Here is a 21,988-nt window from a genome sequence, read left to right on the forward strand (position 1 = left end):
TTCGAAAGAAGTCAGTCATGAAAAAAGCAGTGTCGCTTATCGCGATGGCCGGTGCCGTCGCCCTGGCCCTCACGGGCTGCTCCTCGGGGTCGGCCCCCGAGAGCGGTTCGAAGGATCAGCCCTTCGCTGGCCAGACCATCGTCGTCAACTCCTTCGGAGGTGACTACGAGGCCACGCTCCAGGAAGCGGTGATCACGCCGTTCGAGGAGGAGACCGGTGCCAAGGTCTCGGTCGTGACGGCGTACAGCGCGGACGCGCTCGCGCAGCTCACGGCGCAGAAGGGCAAGCCGCAGCTGGACGTCGTGACCTTCTCCGGCGGTCAGGAGGTCGTCGCGGCGGCTGACGGGCTGCTCGCGCCGATCGCCGAGTCGGACATCGAGGGGGCCGAGGATCTCGTCCCCACCGCGCTCGACGGCGTTGCGCGCGGTGCGGGCGAGGGCCCGGTCATCCAGATCGCCCCGATGGGCCTCATCTACCTGAAGGATCAGGTCACGACGGCGCCCAGCTCCTGGGACGCCGTGCTGGACCCCGAGTTCGCGGGCCACGTCGCGCTCACGGACTTCTCGAACTCGTACGGCCTGCTGACGTTCCTCGCGCTCAACGCGAAGCTCGGCGGCAGCACCGACGACGTGCAGCCCGGCCTCGACGCCGTGGGCGGCCTGCTCGAGAACAACGACGCCGTCGTCACCGCGACGAGCCCCGAGATCCAGCAGGCGTTCACGCAGCGCGACATCTGGCTCGCGCCGTACGCGCAGGACTACGCGTACACGCTCACGAAGGCCGGCCTCAACGTGGGCTTCACGGTGCCCGAGAACAGCCCCGCCTCCTACATCACGGCCAACGTCGTCGCCGGCACCGGCAACGAGGAGCTCGCGACCGCGTTCGTGAACTACCAGCTGCGCCCCGAGGTGCAGCTCGCCTGGGCCGAGGCGCTCCGCTACTCGCCGACCAACATGACGGTCGAGATCCCCTCGGAGTTCTCCGAGGAGGTCATCGCGGGTGAGGACCTCACCGGCCTCGTGCGCTTCGACCCGACCGAGATCGACGCCAAGCGCGCCGAGTGGGTCAAGGCCTGGAACGCGCTCGTCGCCTCATGACCCAGCCGCTCCATCTCGCATCGCGCTCCAGCCGCGGACGCCAGCGTCCGTGGCTGGAGCCGCTGCTCCTGCTCGCTCCCGCGATCGTGCTCATGCTCATCGGCTTCTTCCTGCCGGTGCTGCAGATGCTCCTCTCCTCCGTGACGAGCGTGCAGGGCGTCGCGGGATTCTCCCTCGGGAACTACGCCGAGGTCTTCCAGAGCGACTACTACCTGTCGGCGATGGGACGCTCCCTCCGGCTCTCGCTCATCCAGACCGCGATCACCCTCGTGCTCGCGCTCCCGCTGTCCTACCTCATGACTCGTGTCTCCGGTCGCGTCTCGAGCATCCTCATGGCCGTGATCATCCTCCCGCTCATGACGAGCGTCGTGGTGCGCACCTTCGGCTGGGTCGTGCTGCTCGCGCCGAACAGCTGGCTCGGACAGTTCGCGAAGAGCATCGACCCCGTCGCGTACGGGCAGGGCCTGCTCGGCACCGAGGCGGGAATCGTGATCTCGATGGTGCAGGTGCTCCTGCCGTTCGCGGTGCTCACGCTCTACGGTGTGATGCAGTCGATCGATCCGAAGCTCGAGGAAGCCGCACGCACGATGGGCGCCGGATTCCTCCGCACCCTCCGCACGGTCGTCTTCCCGCTCTCCCTCCCGGGGCTCGTCGCGGGCGCAACGCTCGTGTTCGCGCTCTCCGTGAGCTCGTTCATCACCCCCCGCCTCGTCGGCGGCTCGCGTCTGCCGGTGCTCGCCGGCACGATCTACAACGACGCGACGGTGAACCTCGACTGGCCCTTCGCGGCGGCCCAGTCGACCCTGCTCTTCCTTGCGGTCGTGATGCTCATCTTTGCGACCTCCCGCATCGGATCGAGGAAATAACCATGGTCAAAGCCGTCCCCGGCTGGATCCGCGCGGTCGCGGTCCTCCTCGCCATCGCCATCGGCGCGTACATGCTCCTGCCGATCATCGTCGTGGCGATCTCCTCCGTGAACTCGGAGCGCTTCCTGAGCTTCCCGCCCAAGGGCTTCAGTCTGCAGTGGTACGAGATGGTGCTCACGACCGACACGTATCTCCAGCCCTTCCTCACGAGCCTCTGGATCGGCCTGCTCGTCACGGCGGTCGCCGTCGTCGTCGGCACCGCGGCATCGATCGCGCTGACCCGATTCCAGATCCCCGGCTCGCAGGCGATCCTGAGCTTCCTGATGGCGCCGATCATTGTGCCGAGCATCATCCTCGGCATCGCGCTCCTCGCGTTCCTCTCGGTCTACGCGGGCGGCGCCTCGCTCGGCGGCATCATCATCGGCCACATCGTGCTCGCGATCCCGTACGTCGTGCGCACCGTGTCGGGCGTGCTGCTCCAGCAGGACCGCTTCACCGAGGAGGCCGCGCGCACGATGGGCGCGAACTGGTGGCAGCGCTACCTGCTCGTGCTGCTGCCGATGTGCAAGTCCGGCATCTTCGCCGGGGCGTTCTTCGCGTTCAACATCTCCTTCGACGACGCCGTGGTCGCGCTGTTCCTGCGCAGCCCCTCCGTCGAGACCCTCCCGCTCGCGATCTACGGCCGGCTCGAGTTCAGCCCGGACCCCTCCGTCGCCGCGGTCTCCACCCTGATGGTGCTCGTCACCGTCCTCGTGCTCATCGGTTTCGAGCGCACCCTCGGACTTGGAAAGGTAATGGCCTAATGGCTGATCTCGTCATCTCCGGGCTGCGGAAGGAGTTCGGCTCCTCCGTCGCCCTGTCGGAAATCTCACTGGACGTCGCCTCCGGCACGTTCATGTCGCTCCTCGGGCCCTCCGGGTGCGGCAAGTCCACGCTGTTGCGCTGCATCGCGGGGCTCGAGACCGTGACGCGCGGCTCGATCCACATCGGCGCGGAGAACGTCACGGCGCTGCCGCCCGAGAAGCGCCGCCTCGGCATGATGTTCCAGTCGTACGCGCTCTTCCCGCACATGTCGGTGCTCGAGAACGTGCGCTTCCCGCTGCGCATGGCGGGGGAGGGGTCGAAGGCCGAGCAGCTGGAGCGCGCCGCCCACGCGCTCGAGCGCGTGCAGATGAGCCACCTCGCTGCGCGCAAGCCCCGCCAGCTCTCGGGCGGTCAGCAGCAGCGCGTCGCCCTGGCCCGCGCGATCGTGTCGCAGCCGCGAGTGCTGCTCCTCGACGAGCCGCTCTCGAACCTTGACGCGCGCCTCCGCGAGGACATGCAGATCGAGCTGCTCGAACTGCACCGCGAGCTCGGGCTCACGACCGTCTTCGTGACGCACGATCAGGATGAGGCCATGAGCCTCTCGGATCTCGTCGTGCTGATGAACGTCGGGCGCGTGCAGCAGCAGGGCCGCCCGGAGGAGATCTACGGCGCGCCGAGCACGGTCTTCGCTGCCGACTTCCTCGGCGCCGCGAACCTGCTCCGCGGCACGGTGACTGACGCGGGAACCGTCAAGCTCGCCGGCGGGCACGAGATCCCCGTTCCCGCGCACGCGCTCGCCCCGGGATCCGAGGCCGTCGTGGGGCTCCGCCAGGAGGACCTGCGGCTCGCCGCGGGCGCCGACGACGACGCCGTGCTCCCCGTCGACGTCGTGGCCCCCGTGTTCCGTGGTTCCGAAGTGCAGTACGTCGTCGACTACGGCGAGCAGCGGCTCCGCCTCATCGCGGACAAGCGCGGCGCCGTCGTGCCGGCCGGCCCCGCGCGCCTCAGCTGGCGCGTGGCCGACTCCTTCGTGCTCGACCCCGCAAAGGTCTGAACCGCCCGGCGGGCGCCCGGCGATCGATCGTCGAGCCCGCCGCTCGGCCCGCGACCCGGGCCCGGGAATATCGCCCGGGCCCGGGTCGTTTACGATGGAACAAGCGACCCACCACCCAACGGGCCTGCTGAGGACGTCCGCATCAATACCAGTAAAGAGGTTCCATGGAACAGCGCGATCCCTTCGCTTTCACCGGCCTGACCTACGATGACGTGCTGCTGCTTCCTGCGCACACCGATGTCATCCCCAGCGAGGCGGACACCTCGACCCAGCTCACGCGCCGGATCAAGCTGCAGATCCCCCTGATCTCCGCAGCGATGGACACCGTCACCGAGACCCGCATGGCGGTGGCGATGGCGCGCAACGGCGGGCTCGGGATCCTCCACCGCAACCTGTCGATCCAGGACCAGGCCGAGATGGTCGACCGCGTCAAGCGGAGCGAAGCCGGCATGATCACGAACCCCGTGACCACGACCGTCGACGCGACCGTGGCCGAGGTCGACGCCCTGTGCGGCGAATACCGCGTCTCGGGGCTCCCCGTCGTCGACTCGAGCGGCGTGCTGCTCGGGATCATCACGAACCGCGACATGCGCTTCATCGACCCGAAGGATCGCGCCACCGTGCGCGTCTCCGACGCGATGACCCGGATGCCGCTCATCACCGGCCCCGTCGGGATCTCCCGCGAGGACGCTGCAGCGATCTTCCGCACCCACAAGATCGAGAAGCTCCCGCTCGTCGACGGCGAGGGGCGCCTCACGGGCCTCATCACCGTGAAGGACTTCGACAAGGAGGAGCAGTACCCGCTCGCGACGAAGGACGACGCAGGTCGCCTCCGCGTCGGAGCCGCGGTCGGCTTCTTCGGCGATGCCTGGAAGCGCGCGGGCCAGCTTGTCGACGCGGGCGTTGACGTGCTCGTCGTCGACACCGCGAACGGCGACAGCCGCGGCGTGCTCGACATCATCGCGAAGATCAAGGGCGACCCGGCCTTCGCCGGCGTCGACGTGATCGGCGGCAACGTGGCGACCTACGCGGGCGCGAAGGCGATCGTCGACGCGGGCGCGGACGCCGTGAAGGTGGGCGTCGGCCCCGGCTCGATCTGCACCACCCGTGTCATCGCCGGTGTCGGCGTGCCCCAGGTCACGGCCGTGTACGAGGCGGCGAAGGCCGCGACGCCCGCAGGCGTCCCGGTGATCGCCGACGGCGGCCTCCAGTACTCGGGCGACATCGCGAAGGCGCTCGTCGCCGGCGCATCGTCCGTCATGATGGGCTCGCTCCTCGCCGGCACCGATGAGAGCCCCGGCGATCTCGTGTTCGTGGGCGGCAAGCAGTTCAAGAACTACCGCGGCATGGGCTCGCTCGGCGCGCTCCAGACGCGCGGCGAGCGCACCTCCTACTCGAAGGATCGCTACTTCCAGGCCGACGTGCCGAGCGACGAGAAGCTCATCCCCGAGGGCATCGAGGGGCAGGTCCCGTACCGCGGCCCCGTCGGCGCGGTCGCGCACCAGATGATCGGCGGCCTCCGCCAGTCGATGTTCTACGTCGGCGCGCGCTCGGTCCCCGAGCTCAAGGAGCGCGGCAACTTCGTGCGCATCACCGCGGCGGGCCTCAAGGAGTCGCACCCGCACGATGTGCAGATGGTCGTCGAGGCGCCGAACTACAAGCGCTAGGACTCCCACCATCGGGTCGCCCCGGGGCGCCGCGGACTTCGGTCGGCGGCGCCCCGCGGCGTTTCCCGTGCGGGGACACCCCCAGCCAGGGTTCGATAGACTGGGCGGGTGAGCAACGAGATCGAGATCGGCCGCGGCAAGCGCGCACGTCGCGTGTACACCTTCGATGAGATCGGGGTGGTGCCCACGCGACGCACCCGCGACCCCGAGCTCGTCTCGACCGCATGGTCGATCGACGCCTTCCAGTTCGACATCCCGGTGCTCGGCGCCCCGATGGACTCGGTCATGTCCCCCGAGTCGGCGATCGCGCTCGGCAAGCTCGGCGGCCTCGGCGTGCTGAACCTCGAGGGCCTCTGGACCCGGCACGAGAACCCCGAGCCGCTCCTCGCCGAGCTCGCGACCATCACGGACAGCGCGGAGGCCGTGCACCGCATGCGCGAGCTCTACTCCGCGCCCATCCTCCCCGAGCTGATCCGCGACCGCCTCGGCCAGATCCGCGAGGCCGGCGTCACGGTGGCCGGCGCGCTCTCGCCGCACCGCACCGCCGAGTTCACCGACACGGTCGTGAAGGCCGGCGTCGACCTCTTCGTGATCCGCGGCAACACGGTCTCCGCCGAGCACGTCGCGCGCGAGGGCCGCGAGCCGCTCAACCTCAAGCAGTTCATCTACGAGCTCGACGTCCCCGTGATCGTCGGCGGCGCCGCGACGTACCAGACGGCGCTCCACCTCATGCGCACCGGCGCGGCGGGCGTGCTCGTCGGCTTCGGCGGCGGCGCATCCTCGACGACCCGCGTGACCCTCGGGATCCGCGCCCCCATGGCCTCCGCGATCGCGGATGTCGCGGGTGCGCGCATGGACTACCTCGACGAGTCGGGCGGACGCTACGTGCACGTGATCGCCGACGGCGGCCTCGGCACCTCGGGCGACATGATCAAGGCCGTGGCCTGCGGCGCCGACGCCGTCATGCTCGGCGGTGCGCTCGCGAAGGCGACCGACGCCCCCGGCCGCGGCTGGCACTGGGGCCAGGAGGCGCACCACGAGGACCTGCCGCGCGGTCGCCGCGTCGCGGTCGAGCAGGTCGCCCCGCTCACCGAGATCCTGAACGGCCCGGCGAACGTCGCCGACGGCAGCTCCAACCTCGTTGGCGCGCTGCGCCGCGCGATGGCGACGACCGGCTACTCGGAGCTGAAGGAGTTCCAGCGGGTCGGGCTCGTCTACGCCGAGCGCTAAGCCCGGACCGCGCGCGGTGATCCCGCGCGCGGCCACTCCACCACGCAACGAGAAACGAGAGGATCCCCGTGCCGACCCCGTCGAAGCCCGAGTACCTGGGGGAGCCCACCCTCGGGCAGGTGATGCGCCGGCCGCTCTGGATCCTGGCGCTCCTGCTCGCGCTCGCCGTGGCCGGCGGCTTCGCCTGGCTCGGCCAGTGGCAGATGAGCATGGCGGTGCGCAGTGATGATCCCGCGCTCGTCGACACCGAGACGCCGCGCGCGCTCTCGGAAGTGAGCGACCTCGCGAAGGGCGTCACGGAGGAGGCCGCCGGCGTCGTCGTCGAGGTCGCCGGCGCGTTCGTCCCCGGTGACTCGCGCGTCGTCGCACCCCGCCACAACGACGGCGCCGAGGGGGCATGGGTGGTCGGTCACCTCGTCACCGAGGAGCCGGAGCGCGCCCATCTCGCCGTCGCGATCGGCTGGGCGCCGAGCGCCGAGGCTGCGGAGGCCGCGATCCCCGCGCTCGAATCCGCGGCGGGCTTCTCCGCGGCGTTCGAGGCCGAGGGGCGCTACATGCCCCCCGAGGGCCCGCAGGTGCCGAAGCCGGGTGACGACCCGCAGGCGATGACGACCATGATCCCGGCGCACTTCGCGAACGTCTGGGCCGACGTCGACGCTCCCGTGTACTCCGGCTACCTCGTGCTCCACCCCGACGGTCCGGTGCCCGCGCTCCTCGCTGCGGCCGACCTCGACGCCGTCGACTCGGTGCCGCCCCTGCCGCCCGAGCAGGTGAACTGGCTCAACGTGTTCTACGCGATCGAGTGGGTCGTGTTCGCCGGCTTCGCCGTGTTCTTCTGGTTCCGCCTCACCCGCGACGCCTGGGAGAAGGAGCACGAGCTCAAGGCGCTCCGCGCTGAAGCCGGGGCGGAGACCGACGCCGGGCCCGATCCCGAGCGAGACCTCGCCGAATCCCGCCACGAATAGAATGGACACCATGCAACTGCAGCCCAAGCCCGCCGACTACCCGCGGATCCGTAAGGCGCTGAGCTTCTACAAGGTCACCTCGGTGATCACGGGCGTCATGCTGCTGCTGCTCGTCGCGGTCATGGTGATGAAGTACGCCTTCCAGGTGCAGCTCTTCCTCTTCACGCCGGACGCGTTCGCCGAGTTCGTGCCGCTCGCCCCCGAGGGCGTCGACAGCGACTTCGTGCCGCAGGGTTTCGACCTGTTCAAGGCGATCCTGATCGCGCACGGCTGGTTCTACGTGGTCTACCTCGTCTCCGACTTCATGCTGTGGAGCCCGATGCGCTGGCACTTCGGGAAGTTCCTGCTCATCGCGCTGGGCGGCGTCATCCCGTTCATGTCGTTCTTCCTCGAGGCGCGCATCGTGCGCCAGGTGAACGGCTTCCTCGCGAGCGTCGACGGCGCTCCCGCATCGGCGGGCGCCGCGGCCGACAGCACGGCAGGATCGGCCTCGGCCTAACCGCGCGCTCCGCCGCGCTCACCGGCGCGCTCACCGGCGCGCTCACCGCCGCGGAGCCGAGCGCGCCGGGCCCCGATCCCCGGCTGGCCCCGCACTCCCCGCTCAGGCGGTAGAATCTTCCCTTATCTCCCTCCCCACAGCTGAAAGGCCCAAGCACCCGAATATGGCGAATCAGGAAGAACAGACGGACACCGGGCACCGCCCCGTCCTCGTGGTCGATTTCGGTGCGCAGTACGCGCAGCTGATCGCCCGCCGCGTGCGCGAGGCCGGGGTCTACTCCGAGCTCGTTCCCCACACCGTGACCGCGGCTGAGGTGGCGGCCAAGCAGCCCCTCGGTATCGTGCTCTCCGGCGGCCCCTCCTCTGTCTACGAGGAGGGCGCACCCGCCTTCGACGACGCGATCTTCGATCTCGGGATCCCCGTGCTCGGCATCTGCTACGGCTTCCAGGTCATGGCGCGGGCCCTCGGCGGCACGGTCGGCAACACCGGCGACCGCGAGTACGGCGCCACCGAGGCGACCGTCGTCGGCGACGGCGGCGCGATCCTCGGCGGCCAGCCCGAGACGCAGAACGTGTGGATGAGCCACGGCGACGCCGTGCAGGCCGCCCCCGCCGGCTTCGACGTGCTCGCCCAGACCGCCGTGACGCCCGTCGCCGCCTTCGGCTCGGCCGAGCGCAAGATGTACGGCGTGCAGTGGCACCCCGAGGTGAAGCACTCCGACCACGGCCAGCGCATCCTCGAGAACTTCCTGCACCACGTCGCGGGCATCCCCGCCGACTGGAACGCCGGCAACGTGATCGCCGAGCAGATCGAGCGCATCCGCGCCCAGGTCGGCAACGCCCGCGTGATCTCGGCCCTCTCCGGCGGCGTCGACTCCGCCGTCTCCACGGCGCTCGTGCACAAGGCCATCGGCGACCAGCTCACCGCGGTCTTCGTCGACCACGGGCTGCTCCGCAAGGGCGAGCGCGAGCAGGTCGAGCGCGACTACGTCGCCTCGACCGGTGTGCGCCTCATCACCGTCGACGCCGAGGACATCTTCCTCGGCCACCTCGCCGGGGTCACCGATCCCGAGGAGAAGCGCAAGATCATCGGCCGCGAGTTCATCCGCGCGTTCGAGAAGGTGCAGCTCGACCTGGTCGCCGAGGCCAAGGCCGAGGGCGAGCCGATCAAGTTCCTCGTGCAGGGCACGCTGTACCCCGACGTCGTCGAGTCGGGCGGCGGCGCGGGCACCGCGAACATCAAGTCGCACCACAACGTGGGCGGCCTCCCCGAGGATCTCGACTTCGAGCTCATCGAGCCGCTCCGCGCCCTGTTCAAGGACGAGGTCCGCGCGATCGGCCGCGAGCTCGGCATCCCCGAGGAGATCGTCGGCCGCCAGCCGTTCCCCGGCCCCGGCCTGGGCATCCGCATCGTGGGCGAGGTCACCCGCGAGCGCCTCGACACGCTCCGCGAGGCCGACGCGATCGCTCGCGCCGAGCTCACGGCGGCGGGCCTCGACCAGGAGATCTGGCAGTGCCCCGTGGTGCTGCTCGCCGACGTGCGCTCGGTGGGCGTGCAGGGCGACGGCCGCACCTACGGCCACCCCATCGTGCTGCGCCCCGTCTCCTCGGAGGACGCGATGACCGCCGACTGGACTCGCGTCCCGTACGACGTGCTCGCGCGCATCTCGAACAAGATCACGAACCAGGTGCCCGAGGTGAACCGCGTGGTGCTCGACGTCACGTCGAAGCCGCCGGGGACCATCGAGTGGGAGTAGGCCTCCGGGCGCCCGCGCCCTTCGGCTGACCGCACAGCGCCGGGCCGCACCTTCGGGTGCGGCCCGGCGCTGTGGTGTGTGGGGTGGTGTGTGCGGGTGGGGTGCGTGGGTGATCCGGGGTTTTCTCGCACAAAGTTTGAGATTGATCCGGTATAGCGCTGCTTTAGCGGATCAAACTGGTCCGGATCTTGCGGTTCTGGGGTCGGGCTGTGCCTGGCTGAGCGGTACGGGCTGTGCTGGGCGGGTGTTCCGGTGCAATCTCGAACTTGGTTCGAGTTTGGTGGAGTATAGCCCCGTCTAAGTGGATCAAACTGGTCCGGATCTTGCGGTTCTGGGGTCGGGCTGTGCCTGGCTGAGCGGTACGGGCTGTGCCTGGCTGAGCGGTACGGGCTGTGCTGGGCGGGTGTTCCGGTGCAAACTCGAACTTGGTTCGAGTTTGGTGGAGTATGGCCCCGTCTAACTGGATCAAACTGGTCCGGATCTTGACCGGGCAAGCGGGGCTCGCGGGACCGGAACCGGGGCAAGCGGGGCCGGCGGGGCCAGCGGGACCGGCGCCAAAACCCGCACCCCGAACCACCCGCACCCCGAACCAACCCCAGAAACGCCCAGCGGGGGCCCAGCCGAAGCTGGGCCCCCGCTGGGGGAGTCAAGAGGCGCCGCCGAGGCGGGCGCACCGAGACGACTAGTCGTTGCCGCGCAGGATCGCGAGCAGGCGCAGGATCTCGACGTAGAGCCAGATCAGCGTGACCATCAGGCCGAAGGCCGCCGACCACGCCCACTTCTCGGGCACGCGGTTGCGCACGCCGTTCTGGATCAGCTCGAAGTCCATGACGAGCGAGTACGCTGCGAGGAAGATCGCGAGCAGGCCGATCACGAAGCCAAGGGGCATACCGAACACCTGCACGCCGCGGAGGCCCCACGGGTCGCTGTTCACGCCGGTCCACATGAGGATCATGTTGACCACCGAGAAGGCGAGGTAGCCGACCATAGCGATCAGCACGATCTTCGTCATCTTCGGGCTGGTGCGCACCTTGCCGCTGCGGAAGAGCAGCAGGGTCACGCCGAACACGGCGAGCGTGCCGATCACGGCCTGCGAGACGATCCCCGGCCACTGCGCTTCGAAGACGCCCGAGATACCGCCGAGGAACAGGCCCTGCGCCACCGCGTAGGCCACGATGAGCGGAACGCTCGGCTCCTTCTTGAAGGAGTTCACGAGGCCGAGCACGAGGCCGGCGATCGCGCCGGGCAGCACGAGGATCGGCATGAACCAGCCGACCGCGCCGAAGGCGAGCACAATGAGGAAGAGGAGCACCGTCTTGGAGATGGTGTTCTCGTAGGTCATCGGCTTGTCGGACGGGGTGATGACGGGCGGCTGCTCGCCGCCGATGCCCGCCTCGGCGGGGGTGTCGATGCCCGGGCGCTGCGTCTGCGCAGCGGGCTGATCGTAGATGCGGCGCAGCTCATCAGCGCTGAGGGTCTTGCCGTTCAGTGCCGGGTTGTTGCTGAGAGCCGGGTTGCTCATGCGTCGGGATTCCTTTCCAGGCGTATGCGAGTAGCTCAATCCTACTGAGCGCGGGCGCGTCGCGGCTGGGACTTCGCCCCTGTTCGTGGACGGCGTACATGGTACGGGCGCGGGTCGGATCCGGCGCCGGCGGGCCAGGAGCCGTGCGGGATCCGCGGCCTGCGGCGCGCGCCCGGTTCGGGGTCCGGTGCTCGGGATCCGCGGCCTGCGGCGCGCGCCCGGTTCTGGATCCGGTGCTCGGGATCGGATGCTCGGGATCCGCGGCCCGCGGCCCGCGGCCCGCGCCGCGCGCCCGGAACTCGCCCGCCGCGGGACCGCAGGGTGCCCTACGCTGGAGGCATGTCATCGCGTGCGCCCGGCGGGCCGCTCATCATTGGCCATCGCGGGGCTCCCGGCTACCGCCCCGAGCACAGCGCCTCGGCCTACCGGCTCGCCTTCGGGCTCGGCGCCGACGCCGTCGAGCCCGACGTCGTGGTCTCGCGGGACGGCGTGCTCGTCGTGCGCCACGAGAACGAGATCTCGGGCACGACCGATGTCGCGGATCACCCCGAGTTCGCCGACCGCCGCACCACGAAGGTGGTCGACGGGGCGAAGCACACCGGCTGGTTCGCGGAGGACTTCACGTGGGCCGAGCTCGCCACGCTGCGCTGCCGTGAGCGGCTCGGGAAGCTGCGGCCGGACAGCCGCGCCTTCGACGGCGAGGAGCCGATCCTGCGCCTCCGCGACGTGCTCCGCATCATCGATGAGGAGAGCGCTGCGCGCGGTCGGCCGCTCGGCGTGGTCGTCGAAGTGAAGCACGCGAAGTTCCTCGCGGGGGAGGGGCACGACCTCGGCGCGCTGCTCCTGGCGGAGCTCGCGGCGACGGGGTGGGACGCGCGCCCCGAACGGCTCGTGATCGAGTCCTTCGAGCTGGGCGTGCTCGAGCAGCTCGCGCGGGATCGCGTGCGCGCCTCGCTCGTCTTCCTCACCGAGCGCTTCGGCACCCCGCCCGACGAGCCGCTGCCCGGCCGCCCGGAGCGCAGCTACGCCTGGTACCGGGGCGACGCCGGGCTCGACTTCCTCGCGGAGCGCGTCGACGGGATCAGCGTGGCCAAGGGCAATCTGATCCGGATCAACGGGCTTGGCCGCGCGACGGGGCCCACGGACCTCGTGAGCCGGGCGCACGCGCGCGGCCTGCGGGTGTTCACGTGGACGCTGCGGCCTGAGAACCGCTTCCTGAACGTGAAGCACCAGACGTCGCTCCGCCCCGCGGAGTGGGGGGATTGGCGCAGCGAGTTCGGGCTGATCTTCGATTCCGGCGTCGACGGGGTCTTCCTGGACCACCCGGATCTCGGGGTCGCACTGCGCGACGGATCGGGCACGGGGATTGCCCCGGAGCCGGGGTCCGATCCGGAGCCGGGGTCCGATCCGGAGCCGGGGTCCGATCCGGAAGCGGGGTCCGTGGGCTAGCGCGCGACGGTCCCCGCGCACTCGCCGACGAGGTTTCGTTCCATGAGCACCCGCAGCTCGGCGCCGCGCACCCCACCGTCGAGGAGGTAGCCGAGCTTCGCGATCGCGGCCTCGAGCGTCAGGTCGGTGCCGTCGATCACCCCGGACGCTGCGAGCTCCTGACCCACGGCGTAGCGGGAGAAGTCGACACCGCCGGTGGCGCACTGCGAGATCGCGACGATCGGGATCTCGGCGCAGACCTCCCGCAGCGCCGCGGTCATGCCGGGGCGGGCCATGGGGCCGTTGCCGCTGCCGTAGCACTCGAGCACGACGGCGTCGGGGCGGCCGCCCACGGCCGCGCGGACGTCGCTGACGGTCATGCCCGGCACGAAGCGGAGCGTGAGCACGCGGGCGAGGCCGGCATGATCCTCCGCGGCGAGGCGCGGGAGCCCGTGCGCGGCCGGCGCGAGCGGCGCCTCGGCGCGGAATGCCGCGAGCGCGCGGCTGTCGTGCTTCGTGGTGCGCACGGCGGGGAGGAGCGCGCCGCCGAACGCGACGGCGACGGGGGAGCCTGGCGCGGCCTTCACCGCGGCGCGGATCGCGAGGGAGAGGTTGCCCCGCGCGTCGCTTCCCGTCGCGCCGTGCGCGAGCTGGCTGCCGGTCACGACGACGGGTACCCCGAGGTCGCCGAGCTCGAAGGCCAGGCGGGCGGCGGTGAAGGCGAGCGTGTCGGTGCCGTGGGTGATCACGACGCCGCGGGGCCGGTGGGTGCGGACCCTGGCGCGGATCGCGCGCGCGATCTTCGGGGCGGTCTCCGCGTCGGCGTTCGCGCTGTCGATCGGTGGGAGGAGGTGGTTGATGCGCGCGGTGATTCCGAGCGGGCCGCAGATCCCCGCGACGAGCTGCTCAAGCACCTCGGGGAAATCGGGATCGGGCGCGAGGCCGTGGTCGGTCTCGCGCATGCCGATCGTGCCGCCCGTCGCGAAGACGAGCACGGACGGGGCACCGGAGGGGAGAGCTGACATCCCTCCATTCTGTCCGATCGGGCGGCAGTCCGGGCCGGATCGCGCCGGGGTCCCGGTCCGTCCGCGTGGCGGGCGGCGCCGGAGCGCGTCGAGCCGCCCCTGCGCATCCCGCGTGTCAGTGGTGCCGCCTAGACTGGTGCCACGATGAGCGACTTCGAACTTCTGGATCCCGGCGCCCCCGCGGGCGGCGCGTTCACCGCGGGCTCGGCCGGCACCGACCCGCTGCTGGACGGGCTGAACCCCGCGCAGGAACGCGCGGTGATCGCGCGCGGCCCCGCCCTGCTGATCGTGGCGGGCGCCGGCTCGGGGAAGACGCGGGTGCTCACGCACCGCATCGCGCACCTGATCCGCGAGAAGGAGGCCTGGCCCAGCCAGATCCTCGCCATCACGTTCACGAACAAGGCGGCGGCCGAGATGCGCGAGCGCATCGGCGGCCTCCTCGGCGACACTGCGGACGGGATGTGGATCTCGACGTTCCACTCGGCCTGCGTGCGCATCCTCCGGCGCGAGGCGGAGCGATTCGGCTACGTCTCGGGCTTCACGATCTACGACAGTGCGGATTCGCGCGCGCTGCTCAAGCGAATCATCAAGGAGCTCGACGCCGACAGCTACGGCTTCACTCCCGCGAACTCGGGCTCGAAGATCTCCCGCCTGAAGAACGAGCTCACCGACGCGAGCGGCTACGCGGCGACGATGAACGAGAACGATCCGCGTGATCGGCTCTTCGTCGAGATCTTCCGCATGTACGAGCAGGAGCTGCGCCGGGCCAACGCTTTCGACTTCGACGACCTGATCGGGCAGACGGTGCACCTCTTCCGGGCGCATCCCGATGTCGCGGCGGTGTACCAGCGCCGCTTCCGGCACATCCTCGTCGACGAGTACCAGGACACGAACCACGCGCAGTACTCGCTCATCCGCGAGCTCACGCGACCGATCGCCGTCGAGCAGGTCGACCGGCTCGTGCCGCCCGTGCGGGCCCGCGAGCTCGACGCGAACGGGCAGATCCCCGCAGCGAGCCTCACCGTGGTGGGCGATTCGGATCAGTCGATCTACGCCTTCCGCGGCGCGGATATCCGCAACATCGTCGAGTTCGAGCGCGACTTCACGGGCGCCGAGGTCGTGAAGCTCGAGCAGAACTACCGTTCAACGCAGAACATCCTCTCCGCGGCGAACGCGGTGATCGGCAACAACTTCGACCGCCAGGAGAAGAACCTCTGGACGGCGGAGGGCGACGGGGCGAAGATCGTCGGCTTCACGGGCTACTCGCAGCACGACGAGGCGCGCTTCGTCGCGGAGGAGATCGAGGATCTGCACCGGGAGGGCCTCGACTACAACGACATGGCGGTGTTCTACCGCACGAACTCGCAGACGCGCGCCCTGGAAGAACTGCTCATCCGCTCGGCGATCCCGTACCGCGTGCTCGGCGGCACGAAGTTCTACGAGCGCGCCGAGGTGAAGGACGCGATGGCGTACCTCACGAGCATCGCGAACCCGTACGATCCGATCGCGTGGTCGCGGCTGCTCGGCGCCCCGAAGCGGGGGATCGGTCCCATGGCCGAGGCGCACCTCGCGAACTTCCAGGAGGCGCAGGGCATCTCCCTCCACGACGCGATGCTGCGCGTCGACGAGGTGCCTCAGATCGGCCCGAAACTGCGGGGAACCGTGCGCGGGCTCGCGGAGCTCCTCACGCGCGCGGCGCAGATGGCCGCGGGCGGCGGCGCGACCGACGTCGCCGCTGCGCCGGGCGAGGACGCCGAGGAGAAGCAGCCGGCCCCGGTCGGCGACGTGCTGAAGCTCATCCTCGACGAGACCGAGATGGTCGAGAAGCTGCGCGCGCGCCGCGACCCGCAGGACGATGCGCGCGCCGAGAACCTCGAGGAGCTCGTGGCCGTGGCTCGCGAGTTCGATGCGAAGCAGCCGGGGGCGGGGCTCCTCGCCTTCCTCACCGAGGTGAGCCTGGTCGCCGCGGCCGACGATCTCGACGACACGAGCGGCACCGTCTCGCTCATGACGATGCACACGGCCAAGGGCCTCGAGTACCGCGCCGTGTTCATCACGGGCGTCGAGGAGGGGCTCATCCCGCACCAGATGTCGGTCGACGAGGTCGGCGGCGTTAACGAGGAGCGGCGCCTCATGTACGTCGGCATCACGCGGGCGCGCGAGCGGCTGTACCTCACGCTCGCCTCCACCCGTGCCACGTTCGGCGACGTCTCCGTGGCGATGCCCTCGCGGTTCCTGCAGGAGATTCCCGAGGGGCTCATCGACTGGCGCCAGTCGCCGGGCGAAGTGACGAGCCGCGGCGGCACGGCCTCGCGCGCGCTCAACGCGCCGTCGCGCCCCGGGGCGAGCGGATCGCGGTCGTGGTCGGGGCGCAGCAGCGACTCGTCAGTCTCCTTCGGGAGCGGCAGCGGGCGCGGCGGATCCGGCGCGGCCGCCGTCTCCGAGCCGGCGAGCGGCAACATGCAGTCCGCGCTCGAGCAGTGGCGCGAGCGCAAGCGTGCGGCGAAGGCCGCGCAGGCGGCGGGCGGCGGCTTCCCGAACACGATCGGGGCGGGAACGCGCGACAACGGCGACCTCGAACTGGCCACGGGCGACCGCATCCGTCACGACGACTACGGCGAGGGGCGCGTCACGGGGGTCACGGGATCCGGCACGAAGCGCATCGCGCACGTCGTGTTCGACTCCGTGGGGGAGCGGAAGCTGCTCGTCAAGCTGGCGCCCATCAGCAAGGTCGAGTAGCCGACGGGCGCGGCTGCGGCGCCTCGGGGCGCCCGCTCGGCGCGGCGCCCCGCTCAGCGGCCCCCGCTCGGACGCGGGGCCTCGCGGCGCCCCGCTAGGCGGCGGGGGTCGCGCCGAGGAGGATCCGGTACTCGTCCATCACCCGGGCGAAGTCGGACTCCTCGGCCGTCGTGTCTCCGGACGAGGCCATCCACTCCGACATCTGCGTCGTGATCACGCCGTGCATGAGCGTGACGGCGAGGGAGGCCTCCCGGATCGGCGAATCGAGCTTCGCGTGCTGGGGGTTGGCCTCGAGCCAGGCCGCCGCCGTGATGATCATCGCCGACGCCGACTCGAGGATCGTCGCCGACGCCATCCGGGAGACGAGCGGCTGTTCCATGATGAGCTGCGTGCGCATGCGCGCGACGTCCGAGTTCACGTAGTTGTGGCCGATCGCCGCGAAGAGCAGACGGAAGGTGCCGAGCGTGAGATCCTCGGGGCAGCTGTCGAGAATGGTGAATGCCTCGGTGCCCTCGGGCAGGCTCACCGCGCGCCCCACGATCGCGTAGTCGCGCGACGCGAAGTAGTTGAAGAAGGTGCTGCGCGAGATGTCCGCGCCCTCGCAGATGGCCTCGACGGTGACGTTCTCGACCCCGTGCTCGAGTGCGAGCGATACCGCGGACAGCTCGATCGCGTTCTCGGTGGCCCGGCGCTTCCGTGCGCGGAGGCCTTCGGGTTTGGGGGCTGCGGGGCTCATCACGTCGACTTCATCTCCGTCCGACACCGGGTTGGTGGAACGCTCGCCTCGGGAGCACGGCATCGGCTCCGACGAGTGTACCGAGGACGGCTGAGAAAGCACGGAGGCGTGAACCTCACGAAAAGCTCTGGGGAATCCTGGGCGAAGTGTGTACGCTACCTGTGGGTAATTGTCGATGGGTGTCATTTGGGGTGCGCGAAAGGGGGCGGGAATGGCCGGGATACGACCATTTCTGCGTCGGCAGGACGCGCACTCGGCGTACCTCATGCTCGCGGCCCTGCTGCTGAGCCTCACGCTCGTCGCCGATCTGGCCTTCCACCGCACCATGGGGAACCGCTGGTTCGTGTGGGTGCTGCTCGTGCTCTGTCTCTCGGGCTCGTTCGCCACGCTGCTCCTCGGCAGGCGCGTGCCGCGCTGGGTTGGCACCGCTGCGGTGTTCCTCTTCATGATCGCCCAGGTCTACTTCCTCGGGCTCGCGAACGACTCCGCGTCCGTCATCGCCTCGGTGCAGCAGCTCCCGGTGGTGGCCTTCTACCTCGGCTGGTTCGTGCGACCGCGTTTCGCGATGACGCTCGTCGCCGTGAGCCTCGTGTCGTTCGGTGCGGTCATGCTGCGCAACCCCCTGTTCTCCGCGGACGGTGCGATCGGGGTGCCGGTCGCCGTGCACGCCCTCCTCGTGATGCTCTTCTGCTACGCCTCGGGAACCTACCTCTGGCGCCGCCAGGTGCGCATCGCCTCGACGGACCCGCTCACGGGCGCGCAGAACCGCACGGGCCTCACCGACCGGCTGGAGTACCAGCTGCGCAAGCGCGCGTTCTCGCGCGCGCCGCTCAGCGTGGTCGCCGTCGACTTCGACAACTTCAAGCAGCTGAACGACACCCGCGGGCACGCCGCGGGCGACCTCGTGCTGAGCCGCACGGTCACCGCGTGGAAGGACGCGATCCGCTCGGGCGACTCGGTGACCCGGCTCGGCGGCGACGAGTTCGCATTCATCCTCCCGCGGGCGACCGCGCGCGAGGCGCAGGTGATCGTCGACCGGCTCCGCGAGGTCTCCGAGCAGCCCTGGTCGTGGGGGATCGCCCAGGCGCTGCCGGGGGAGAGCGCCGACGAGCTGCTCGCCCGCGCCGATGCGAAGCTGTTCGCGTGGAAGCGCGTGCGCCGCGCGCGCGACGAGCGCCGCGCCCGCGACGGCCGGCCCCCGGGCCGCGAGAGCGGGTCGCCATGATGACCGAATCCGGCAGGATCCGGATCCCGATCACGATCCCCGCTGACGCGGGCGGCATTGAGCGCGCCCGGCTGCTCCTCCAGGTGCAGCTGGAGCGCTTCTCGCGGTGGCAGACGCCGTTCTCGATCGTGAGCGCGCTGATCCCGCTCCTCCTCGCGCTCGTCTTCCTCTCCGATCTGCTGTTCCCGCACCCGGACATCAACGCGCGCTCCGTGCTCATCTGGCTGCTCGTGTACCTCGGGGCGGGGATCGTGCCCCTCGTCTTCGGGCACCGCTACCCGCGCTGGGCGGGCATCGCGATGGTCGCGCTCATTGAGGCCTGGTCGTCGTTCTTCCTGCTCCGGGTGCAGCACCCGCACGCAGAGATCAACGCCCTGCTCGAGCTGCCCGTGATCGCGCTGTACGTCGGCTGGTTCTACTCGGGCATGGTCGCCCGGGTGTTCATGGGGCTCAGCATCCTCCGCGTGGGATCCGCCCTCATCTGGAACCCGGATCTCGGTCACGGGCTCGGCTCGCCGACGATTATGGTCGCGTACTCCGTCTGCATCGCGCTCTTCTGCTTCGAGGGCGCGCGCGCCGTGCGGCGGCAGGGGCAGGTGCAGTCGCGCACCGACCCGCTCACGGGGGCGCTCAACCGGCGCGGCCTCCTCATCGCCGCGACCGAGCTGCGGCAGCGCGCCCGCCAGGCGGGCGAGCCGATCGCGGTGGCGATCATCGACTTCGACGACTTCCGGCAGCTGAACGAGTCCGGCGGGCACACCGCGGGGGACGACGCGCTGCGGGACGGGGCCGAGCGCTGGATGCGCGCGGTCGGCATGCGCGGGATCTCGGGCCGCTCGGGCGGGCTCGTCGCGCGGCTCGGCGGCGACGAGTTCGTGGTCGTGCTCCGGGCGAGCTACGCGGAGGCCGCGGCGCAGCTCGGCGGGCTGCGGCGCGGCGCCGGGCACTCCTGGTCGTACGGCCTCGTGGCGGTCGGGGCGACCGAGGACCTCGACGCCGCGATCGAGCGCGCCGACGCCGCGCTGTACCGAGCGAAGGGGCTCCGCTAGCTGGGTGCGCGCGGAGTGTCGGGTCCGCGCGCAGTGCTAGACTCGGGCCTGGTCGACTTATCTCGACATCGAGACATTTTCTGCCTCGCTTCCTCTGACGAAAAAACAAAGGACAGTACGTGGATCTGTACGAGTACCAGGCACGAGACCTCTTCGAAGAATACGGAGTGCCGGTGCTTGCCGGCATCGTCGCCGATACCCCGGACGAGGCGCGAGCCGCGGCCGAGAAGCTGGGCGGCGTCGTGGTCGTCAAGGCGCAGGTGAAGACCGGCGGCCGAGGGAAGGCCGGCGGCGTGAAGGTCGCCAAGAACCCGGACGAGGCGTACGCCGCGGCCGAGGCGATCCTGGGGCTGGATATCAAGGGGCACGTGGTCAAGCGCGTGATGGTCGCCGCGGGCGCCGACATCGCGCAGGAGTTCTACTTCTCCGTGCTGCTCGACCGGGCGAACCGCTCCTACCTCTCCCTCTGCTCCGTCGAGGGCGGCATGGAGATCGAGGTGCTGGCCGTGGAGAAGCCCGAGGCGCTCGCGCGCATCGAGGTCGATCCGCTGACCGGCATCGACGCCGCGAAGGCCGAGGAGATCGCCCGCGCGGCGAAGTTCCCGGAGGAGCTCGTCGGCAAGGTCGCCGCAGTGTTCGAGAAGCTGTACCAGGTGTACGTCGGCGAGGACGCAACGCTCGTCGAGGTGAACCCGCTCGTGCTCACCGGCGCCGGCGACGTGATCGCACTCGACGGCAAGGTCTCGCTCGACGAGAACGCCGAGTTCCGCCAGCCGGAGCACGAGGCACTCGCCGACAAGGGCGCCGAGGATCCGCTCGAGGCGAAGGCCAAGGCGCAGGATCTCAACTACGTGAAGCTCGACGGCGAGGTCGGTGTGATCGGCAACGGTGCGGGCCTCGTGATGTCGACGCTCGACGTCGTTGCCTACGCCGGCGAGAACCACGGCGGCGTGAAGCCCGCCAACTTCCTCGACATCGGCGGCGGCGCCTCGGCCGAGGTCATGGCAGCAGGCCTCGACGTGATCCTCGGCGATCCGCAGGTCAAGTCGGTGTTCGTGAACGTCTTCGGCGGGATCACCGCGTGCGACGCCGTGGCCAACGGCATCGTCGGCGCGCTCGCGAAGCTCGGCGACGCGGCGAACAAGCCGCTCGTGGTGCGCCTCGACGGCAACAACGTCGAGGAGGGGCGCCGGATCCTGAACGAGGCGGCGCACCCGCTCGTCACCCAGGCCGCCACGATGGACGAGGGCGCCGACAAGGCCGCCGAACTCGCCAACGCGCGATAACCCGACGCCGAGACTCACGGAAAGAAGCAACAGAATGTCGATCTTCCTGAACAAGGATTCCAAGGTCATCGTCCAGGGCATCACCGGCGGCGAGGGCACGAAGCACACGGCGCGCATGCTCGCCGCGGGCACCCAGGTCGTGGGCGGCGTGAACGCCCGCAAGGCCGGCACCACCGTCTCGCACGTCGACGCCTCGGGCGCCACGGTCGAGCTGCCCGTCTTCGCCTCCGTCGCCGAGGCGATGGCTGCGACGGGCGCCGACGTCTCCGTCGCGTTCGTGCCCCCGGCCTTCACGAAGGACGCCGCGGTCGAGGCCATCGACGCGGGCATCGGCCTGCTCGTGATCATCACGGAGGGCGTGCCGGTCAAGGACTCGGCCGAGCTCTGGGCGCACGCCAAGGCGACGGGCAACAAGACCCGCATCATCGGCCCGAACTGCCCCGGCATCATCACGCCCGGCGAGGCGCTCGCGGGCATCACTCCCGCGACGATCACGGGCAAGGGGCCGATCGGCCTCGTCTCGAAGTCGGGCACGCTGACGTACCAGATGATGTACGAGCTGCGCGATCTCGGTTTCTCGACCGCGATCGGGATCGGCGGCGACCCCGTCATCGGCACGACGCACATCGACGCCCTCGCGGCGTTCGAGGCGGATCCCGAGACGAAGGCGATCGTGATGATCGGCGAGATCGGCGGCGACGCCGAGGAGCGCGCAGCCGAGTACATCAAGGCCAACGTGACGAAGCCGGTCGTCGGCTACGTCGCGGGCTTCACGGCGCCCGAGGGCAAGACGATGGGCCACGCCGGCGCGATCGTCTCCGGCTCGGCGGGCACCGCGCAGGCGAAGAAGGAAGCCCTCGAGGCCGCGGGCGTCAAGGTCGGCAAGACGCCGACCGAGACGGCCGAGCTCCTCCGCGAGGCGTTCGCGGCGCTCTAGGCCGCAGCCCCGGAGCCCCTCGCTCCTCACCCCTCGCGAATCGGGGTCACTCCGGCAGGGTGTCGCGCAGCCGCGGCACGCACCACCCTGCCGGAGTGACCCC

18 protein-coding genes are annotated in these 21,988 nt (G+C 70.4%); 15 read left to right on the forward strand and 3 right to left on the reverse strand.

Features of this window, described 5'->3' with window-relative positions:
- Positions 1–17: 17 nt before the first annotated feature.
- From U874_RS0106610 to guaA, 9 genes are all read left to right on the forward strand, one after another.
- Positions 18–1,097, forward strand: coding sequence for an extracellular solute-binding protein (locus U874_RS0106610; protein ID WP_025133750.1), 1,080 nt, complete (start codon positions 18–20; stop codon positions 1,095–1,097).
- Positions 1,094–1,963, forward strand: a complete 870-nt coding sequence (locus tag U874_RS0106615) for an ABC transporter permease (RefSeq protein WP_025133751.1) — start codon at positions 1,094–1,096, stop codon at positions 1,961–1,963. The genes U874_RS0106610 and U874_RS0106615 overlap by 4 nt, the downstream gene beginning before the upstream one ends.
- Before the next feature lie 2 nt (positions 1,964–1,965).
- Entirely contained in the window at positions 1,966–2,766 is an 801-nt protein-coding gene (locus U874_RS0106620; protein ID WP_025133752.1) for an ABC transporter permease, read from the forward strand.
- Entirely contained in the window at positions 2,766–3,821 is a 1,056-nt protein-coding gene (locus tag U874_RS0106625) for an ABC transporter ATP-binding protein (RefSeq protein WP_025133753.1), read from the forward strand. The genes U874_RS0106620 and U874_RS0106625 overlap by 1 nt, the downstream gene beginning before the upstream one ends.
- Before the next feature lie 164 nt (positions 3,822–3,985).
- Positions 3,986–5,488: an IMP dehydrogenase gene (gene guaB, locus U874_RS0106630; protein WP_025133754.1), complete on the forward strand. Its 1,503-nt coding sequence runs from the start codon at positions 3,986–3,988 to the stop codon at positions 5,486–5,488.
- Between the two features lie 108 nt (positions 5,489–5,596).
- Positions 5,597–6,718: a GuaB3 family IMP dehydrogenase-related protein gene (locus tag U874_RS0106635; RefSeq protein WP_025133755.1), complete on the forward strand. Its 1,122-nt coding sequence runs from the start codon at positions 5,597–5,599 to the stop codon at positions 6,716–6,718.
- A 68-nt stretch (positions 6,719–6,786) separates the two neighbouring features.
- Entirely contained in the window at positions 6,787–7,683 is an 897-nt protein-coding gene (locus tag U874_RS0106640; RefSeq protein ID WP_232755882.1) for an SURF1 family cytochrome oxidase biogenesis protein, read from the forward strand.
- Between the two features lie 10 nt (positions 7,684–7,693).
- Complete coding sequence (locus tag U874_RS0106645) at positions 7,694–8,182, forward strand: DUF3817 domain-containing protein (RefSeq protein WP_025133757.1); 489 nt, start codon at positions 7,694–7,696, stop codon at positions 8,180–8,182.
- A 163-nt stretch (positions 8,183–8,345) separates the two neighbouring features.
- Positions 8,346–9,938 carry a glutamine-hydrolyzing GMP synthase gene (gene guaA, locus U874_RS0106650; protein ID WP_025133758.1) on the forward strand — a complete coding sequence of 531 codons (1,593 nt, stop codon included), beginning with the start codon at positions 8,346–8,348 and terminating at the stop codon, positions 9,936–9,938.
- A gap of 682 nt (positions 9,939–10,620) precedes the next feature.
- Here guaA and U874_RS0106655 read toward each other — a convergent pair.
- On the reverse strand, positions 10,621–11,460 hold the full coding sequence (locus U874_RS0106655) for a Bax inhibitor-1/YccA family protein (RefSeq protein WP_025133759.1): 840 nt from the start codon (positions 11,458–11,460) through the stop codon (positions 10,621–10,623).
- 339 nt (positions 11,461–11,799) lie between these two features.
- Between U874_RS0106655 and U874_RS0106660 the strand changes: the two genes are divergently transcribed.
- A complete protein-coding gene (locus U874_RS0106660) occupies positions 11,800–12,909 on the forward strand; it encodes a glycerophosphodiester phosphodiesterase family protein (RefSeq protein ID WP_025133760.1) in 1,110 nt (369 codons plus the stop codon).
- Here U874_RS0106660 and U874_RS0106665 read toward each other — a convergent pair.
- Positions 12,906–13,913, reverse strand: a complete 1,008-nt coding sequence (locus tag U874_RS0106665; protein WP_029987835.1) for an asparaginase — start codon at positions 13,911–13,913, stop codon at positions 12,906–12,908. The two genes, U874_RS0106660 and U874_RS0106665, sit on opposite strands and share 4 nt — an antisense overlap.
- A 144-nt stretch (positions 13,914–14,057) precedes the next feature.
- Here U874_RS0106665 and U874_RS0106670 point away from each other — a divergent pair, with 144 nt between their 5' ends.
- Entirely contained in the window at positions 14,058–16,652 is a 2,595-nt protein-coding gene (locus U874_RS0106670) for an ATP-dependent helicase (RefSeq protein WP_025133762.1), read from the forward strand.
- Positions 16,653–16,746: 94 nt separating this feature from the next.
- Here the strand turns inward: U874_RS0106670 and U874_RS0106675 are convergent, their stop codons facing one another.
- Positions 16,747–17,388 (reverse strand): TetR/AcrR family transcriptional regulator, encoded by a 642-nt coding sequence (locus U874_RS0106675; protein ID WP_025133763.1) that lies wholly within the window; start codon positions 17,386–17,388, stop codon positions 16,747–16,749.
- A gap of 211 nt (positions 17,389–17,599) precedes the next feature.
- On the opposite strand from U874_RS0106675, the gene U874_RS0106680 reads away from it, so the two are divergent.
- The 4 genes from U874_RS0106680 to sucD all read left to right on the forward strand — a co-directional run bounded on the left by U874_RS0106680 (position 17,600) and on the right by sucD (position 21,885).
- The gene (locus U874_RS0106680) at positions 17,600–18,613 is read left to right on the forward strand and encodes a GGDEF domain-containing protein (protein ID WP_029987837.1); all 1,014 of its coding nucleotides are present in this window, start codon (positions 17,600–17,602) and stop codon (positions 18,611–18,613) included.
- Entirely contained in the window at positions 18,610–19,662 is a 1,053-nt protein-coding gene (locus U874_RS0106685; protein ID WP_025133765.1) for a diguanylate cyclase, read from the forward strand. The genes U874_RS0106680 and U874_RS0106685 overlap by 4 nt, the downstream gene beginning before the upstream one ends.
- Before the next feature lie 119 nt (positions 19,663–19,781).
- Positions 19,782–20,948 carry an ADP-forming succinate--CoA ligase subunit beta gene (sucC, locus tag U874_RS0106690; protein WP_025133766.1) on the forward strand — a complete coding sequence of 389 codons (1,167 nt, stop codon included), beginning with the start codon at positions 19,782–19,784 and terminating at the stop codon, positions 20,946–20,948.
- A gap of 34 nt (positions 20,949–20,982) precedes the next feature.
- Positions 20,983–21,885: a succinate--CoA ligase subunit alpha gene (sucD, locus tag U874_RS0106695; protein ID WP_025133767.1), complete on the forward strand. Its 903-nt coding sequence runs from the start codon at positions 20,983–20,985 to the stop codon at positions 21,883–21,885.
- Positions 21,886–21,988: the final 103 nt, after the last annotated feature.

It is taken from the genome of Leucobacter sp. PH1c, from assembly GCF_000633415.1.
Taxonomy (GTDB): Bacteria; Actinomycetota; Actinomycetes; order Actinomycetales; family Microbacteriaceae; genus Leucobacter.

What these genes read in the sequence shown, in the direction of transcription:
- U874_RS0106665 (WP_029987835.1), bottom strand. Translation starts at nt 13,913, where the DNA reads ATGTCAGCTCTCCCCTCCGGTGCCCCGTCCGTGCTCGTCTTCGCGACG.
- U874_RS0106615 (WP_025133751.1), top strand. Translation starts at nt 1,094, where the DNA reads ATGACCCAGCCGCTCCATCTCGCATCGCGCTCCAGCCGCGGACGCCAG.
- U874_RS0106675 (WP_025133763.1), bottom strand. Translation starts at nt 17,388, where the DNA reads ATGAGCCCCGCAGCCCCCAAACCCGAAGGCCTCCGCGCACGGAAGCGC.
- U874_RS0106625 (WP_025133753.1), top strand. Translation starts at nt 2,766, where the DNA reads ATGGCTGATCTCGTCATCTCCGGGCTGCGGAAGGAGTTCGGCTCCTCC.
- guaA (WP_025133758.1), top strand. Translation starts at nt 8,346, where the DNA reads ATGGCGAATCAGGAAGAACAGACGGACACCGGGCACCGCCCCGTCCTC.
- U874_RS0106655 (WP_025133759.1), bottom strand. Translation starts at nt 11,460, where the DNA reads ATGAGCAACCCGGCTCTCAGCAACAACCCGGCACTGAACGGCAAGACC.
- U874_RS0106685 (WP_025133765.1), top strand. Translation starts at nt 18,610, where the DNA reads ATGATGACCGAATCCGGCAGGATCCGGATCCCGATCACGATCCCCGCT.
- guaB (WP_025133754.1), top strand. Translation starts at nt 3,986, where the DNA reads ATGGAACAGCGCGATCCCTTCGCTTTCACCGGCCTGACCTACGATGAC.
- sucD (WP_025133767.1), top strand. Translation starts at nt 20,983, where the DNA reads ATGTCGATCTTCCTGAACAAGGATTCCAAGGTCATCGTCCAGGGCATC.
- U874_RS0106670 (WP_025133762.1), top strand. Translation starts at nt 14,058, where the DNA reads ATGAGCGACTTCGAACTTCTGGATCCCGGCGCCCCCGCGGGCGGCGCG.
- U874_RS0106645 (WP_025133757.1), top strand. Translation starts at nt 7,694, where the DNA reads ATGCAACTGCAGCCCAAGCCCGCCGACTACCCGCGGATCCGTAAGGCG.
- U874_RS0106610 (WP_025133750.1), top strand. Translation starts at nt 18, where the DNA reads ATGAAAAAAGCAGTGTCGCTTATCGCGATGGCCGGTGCCGTCGCCCTG.
- U874_RS0106660 (WP_025133760.1), top strand. Translation starts at nt 11,800, where the DNA reads ATGTCATCGCGTGCGCCCGGCGGGCCGCTCATCATTGGCCATCGCGGG.
- U874_RS0106620 (WP_025133752.1), top strand. Translation starts at nt 1,966, where the DNA reads ATGGTCAAAGCCGTCCCCGGCTGGATCCGCGCGGTCGCGGTCCTCCTC.
- U874_RS0106680 (WP_029987837.1), top strand. Translation starts at nt 17,600, where the DNA reads ATGGCCGGGATACGACCATTTCTGCGTCGGCAGGACGCGCACTCGGCG.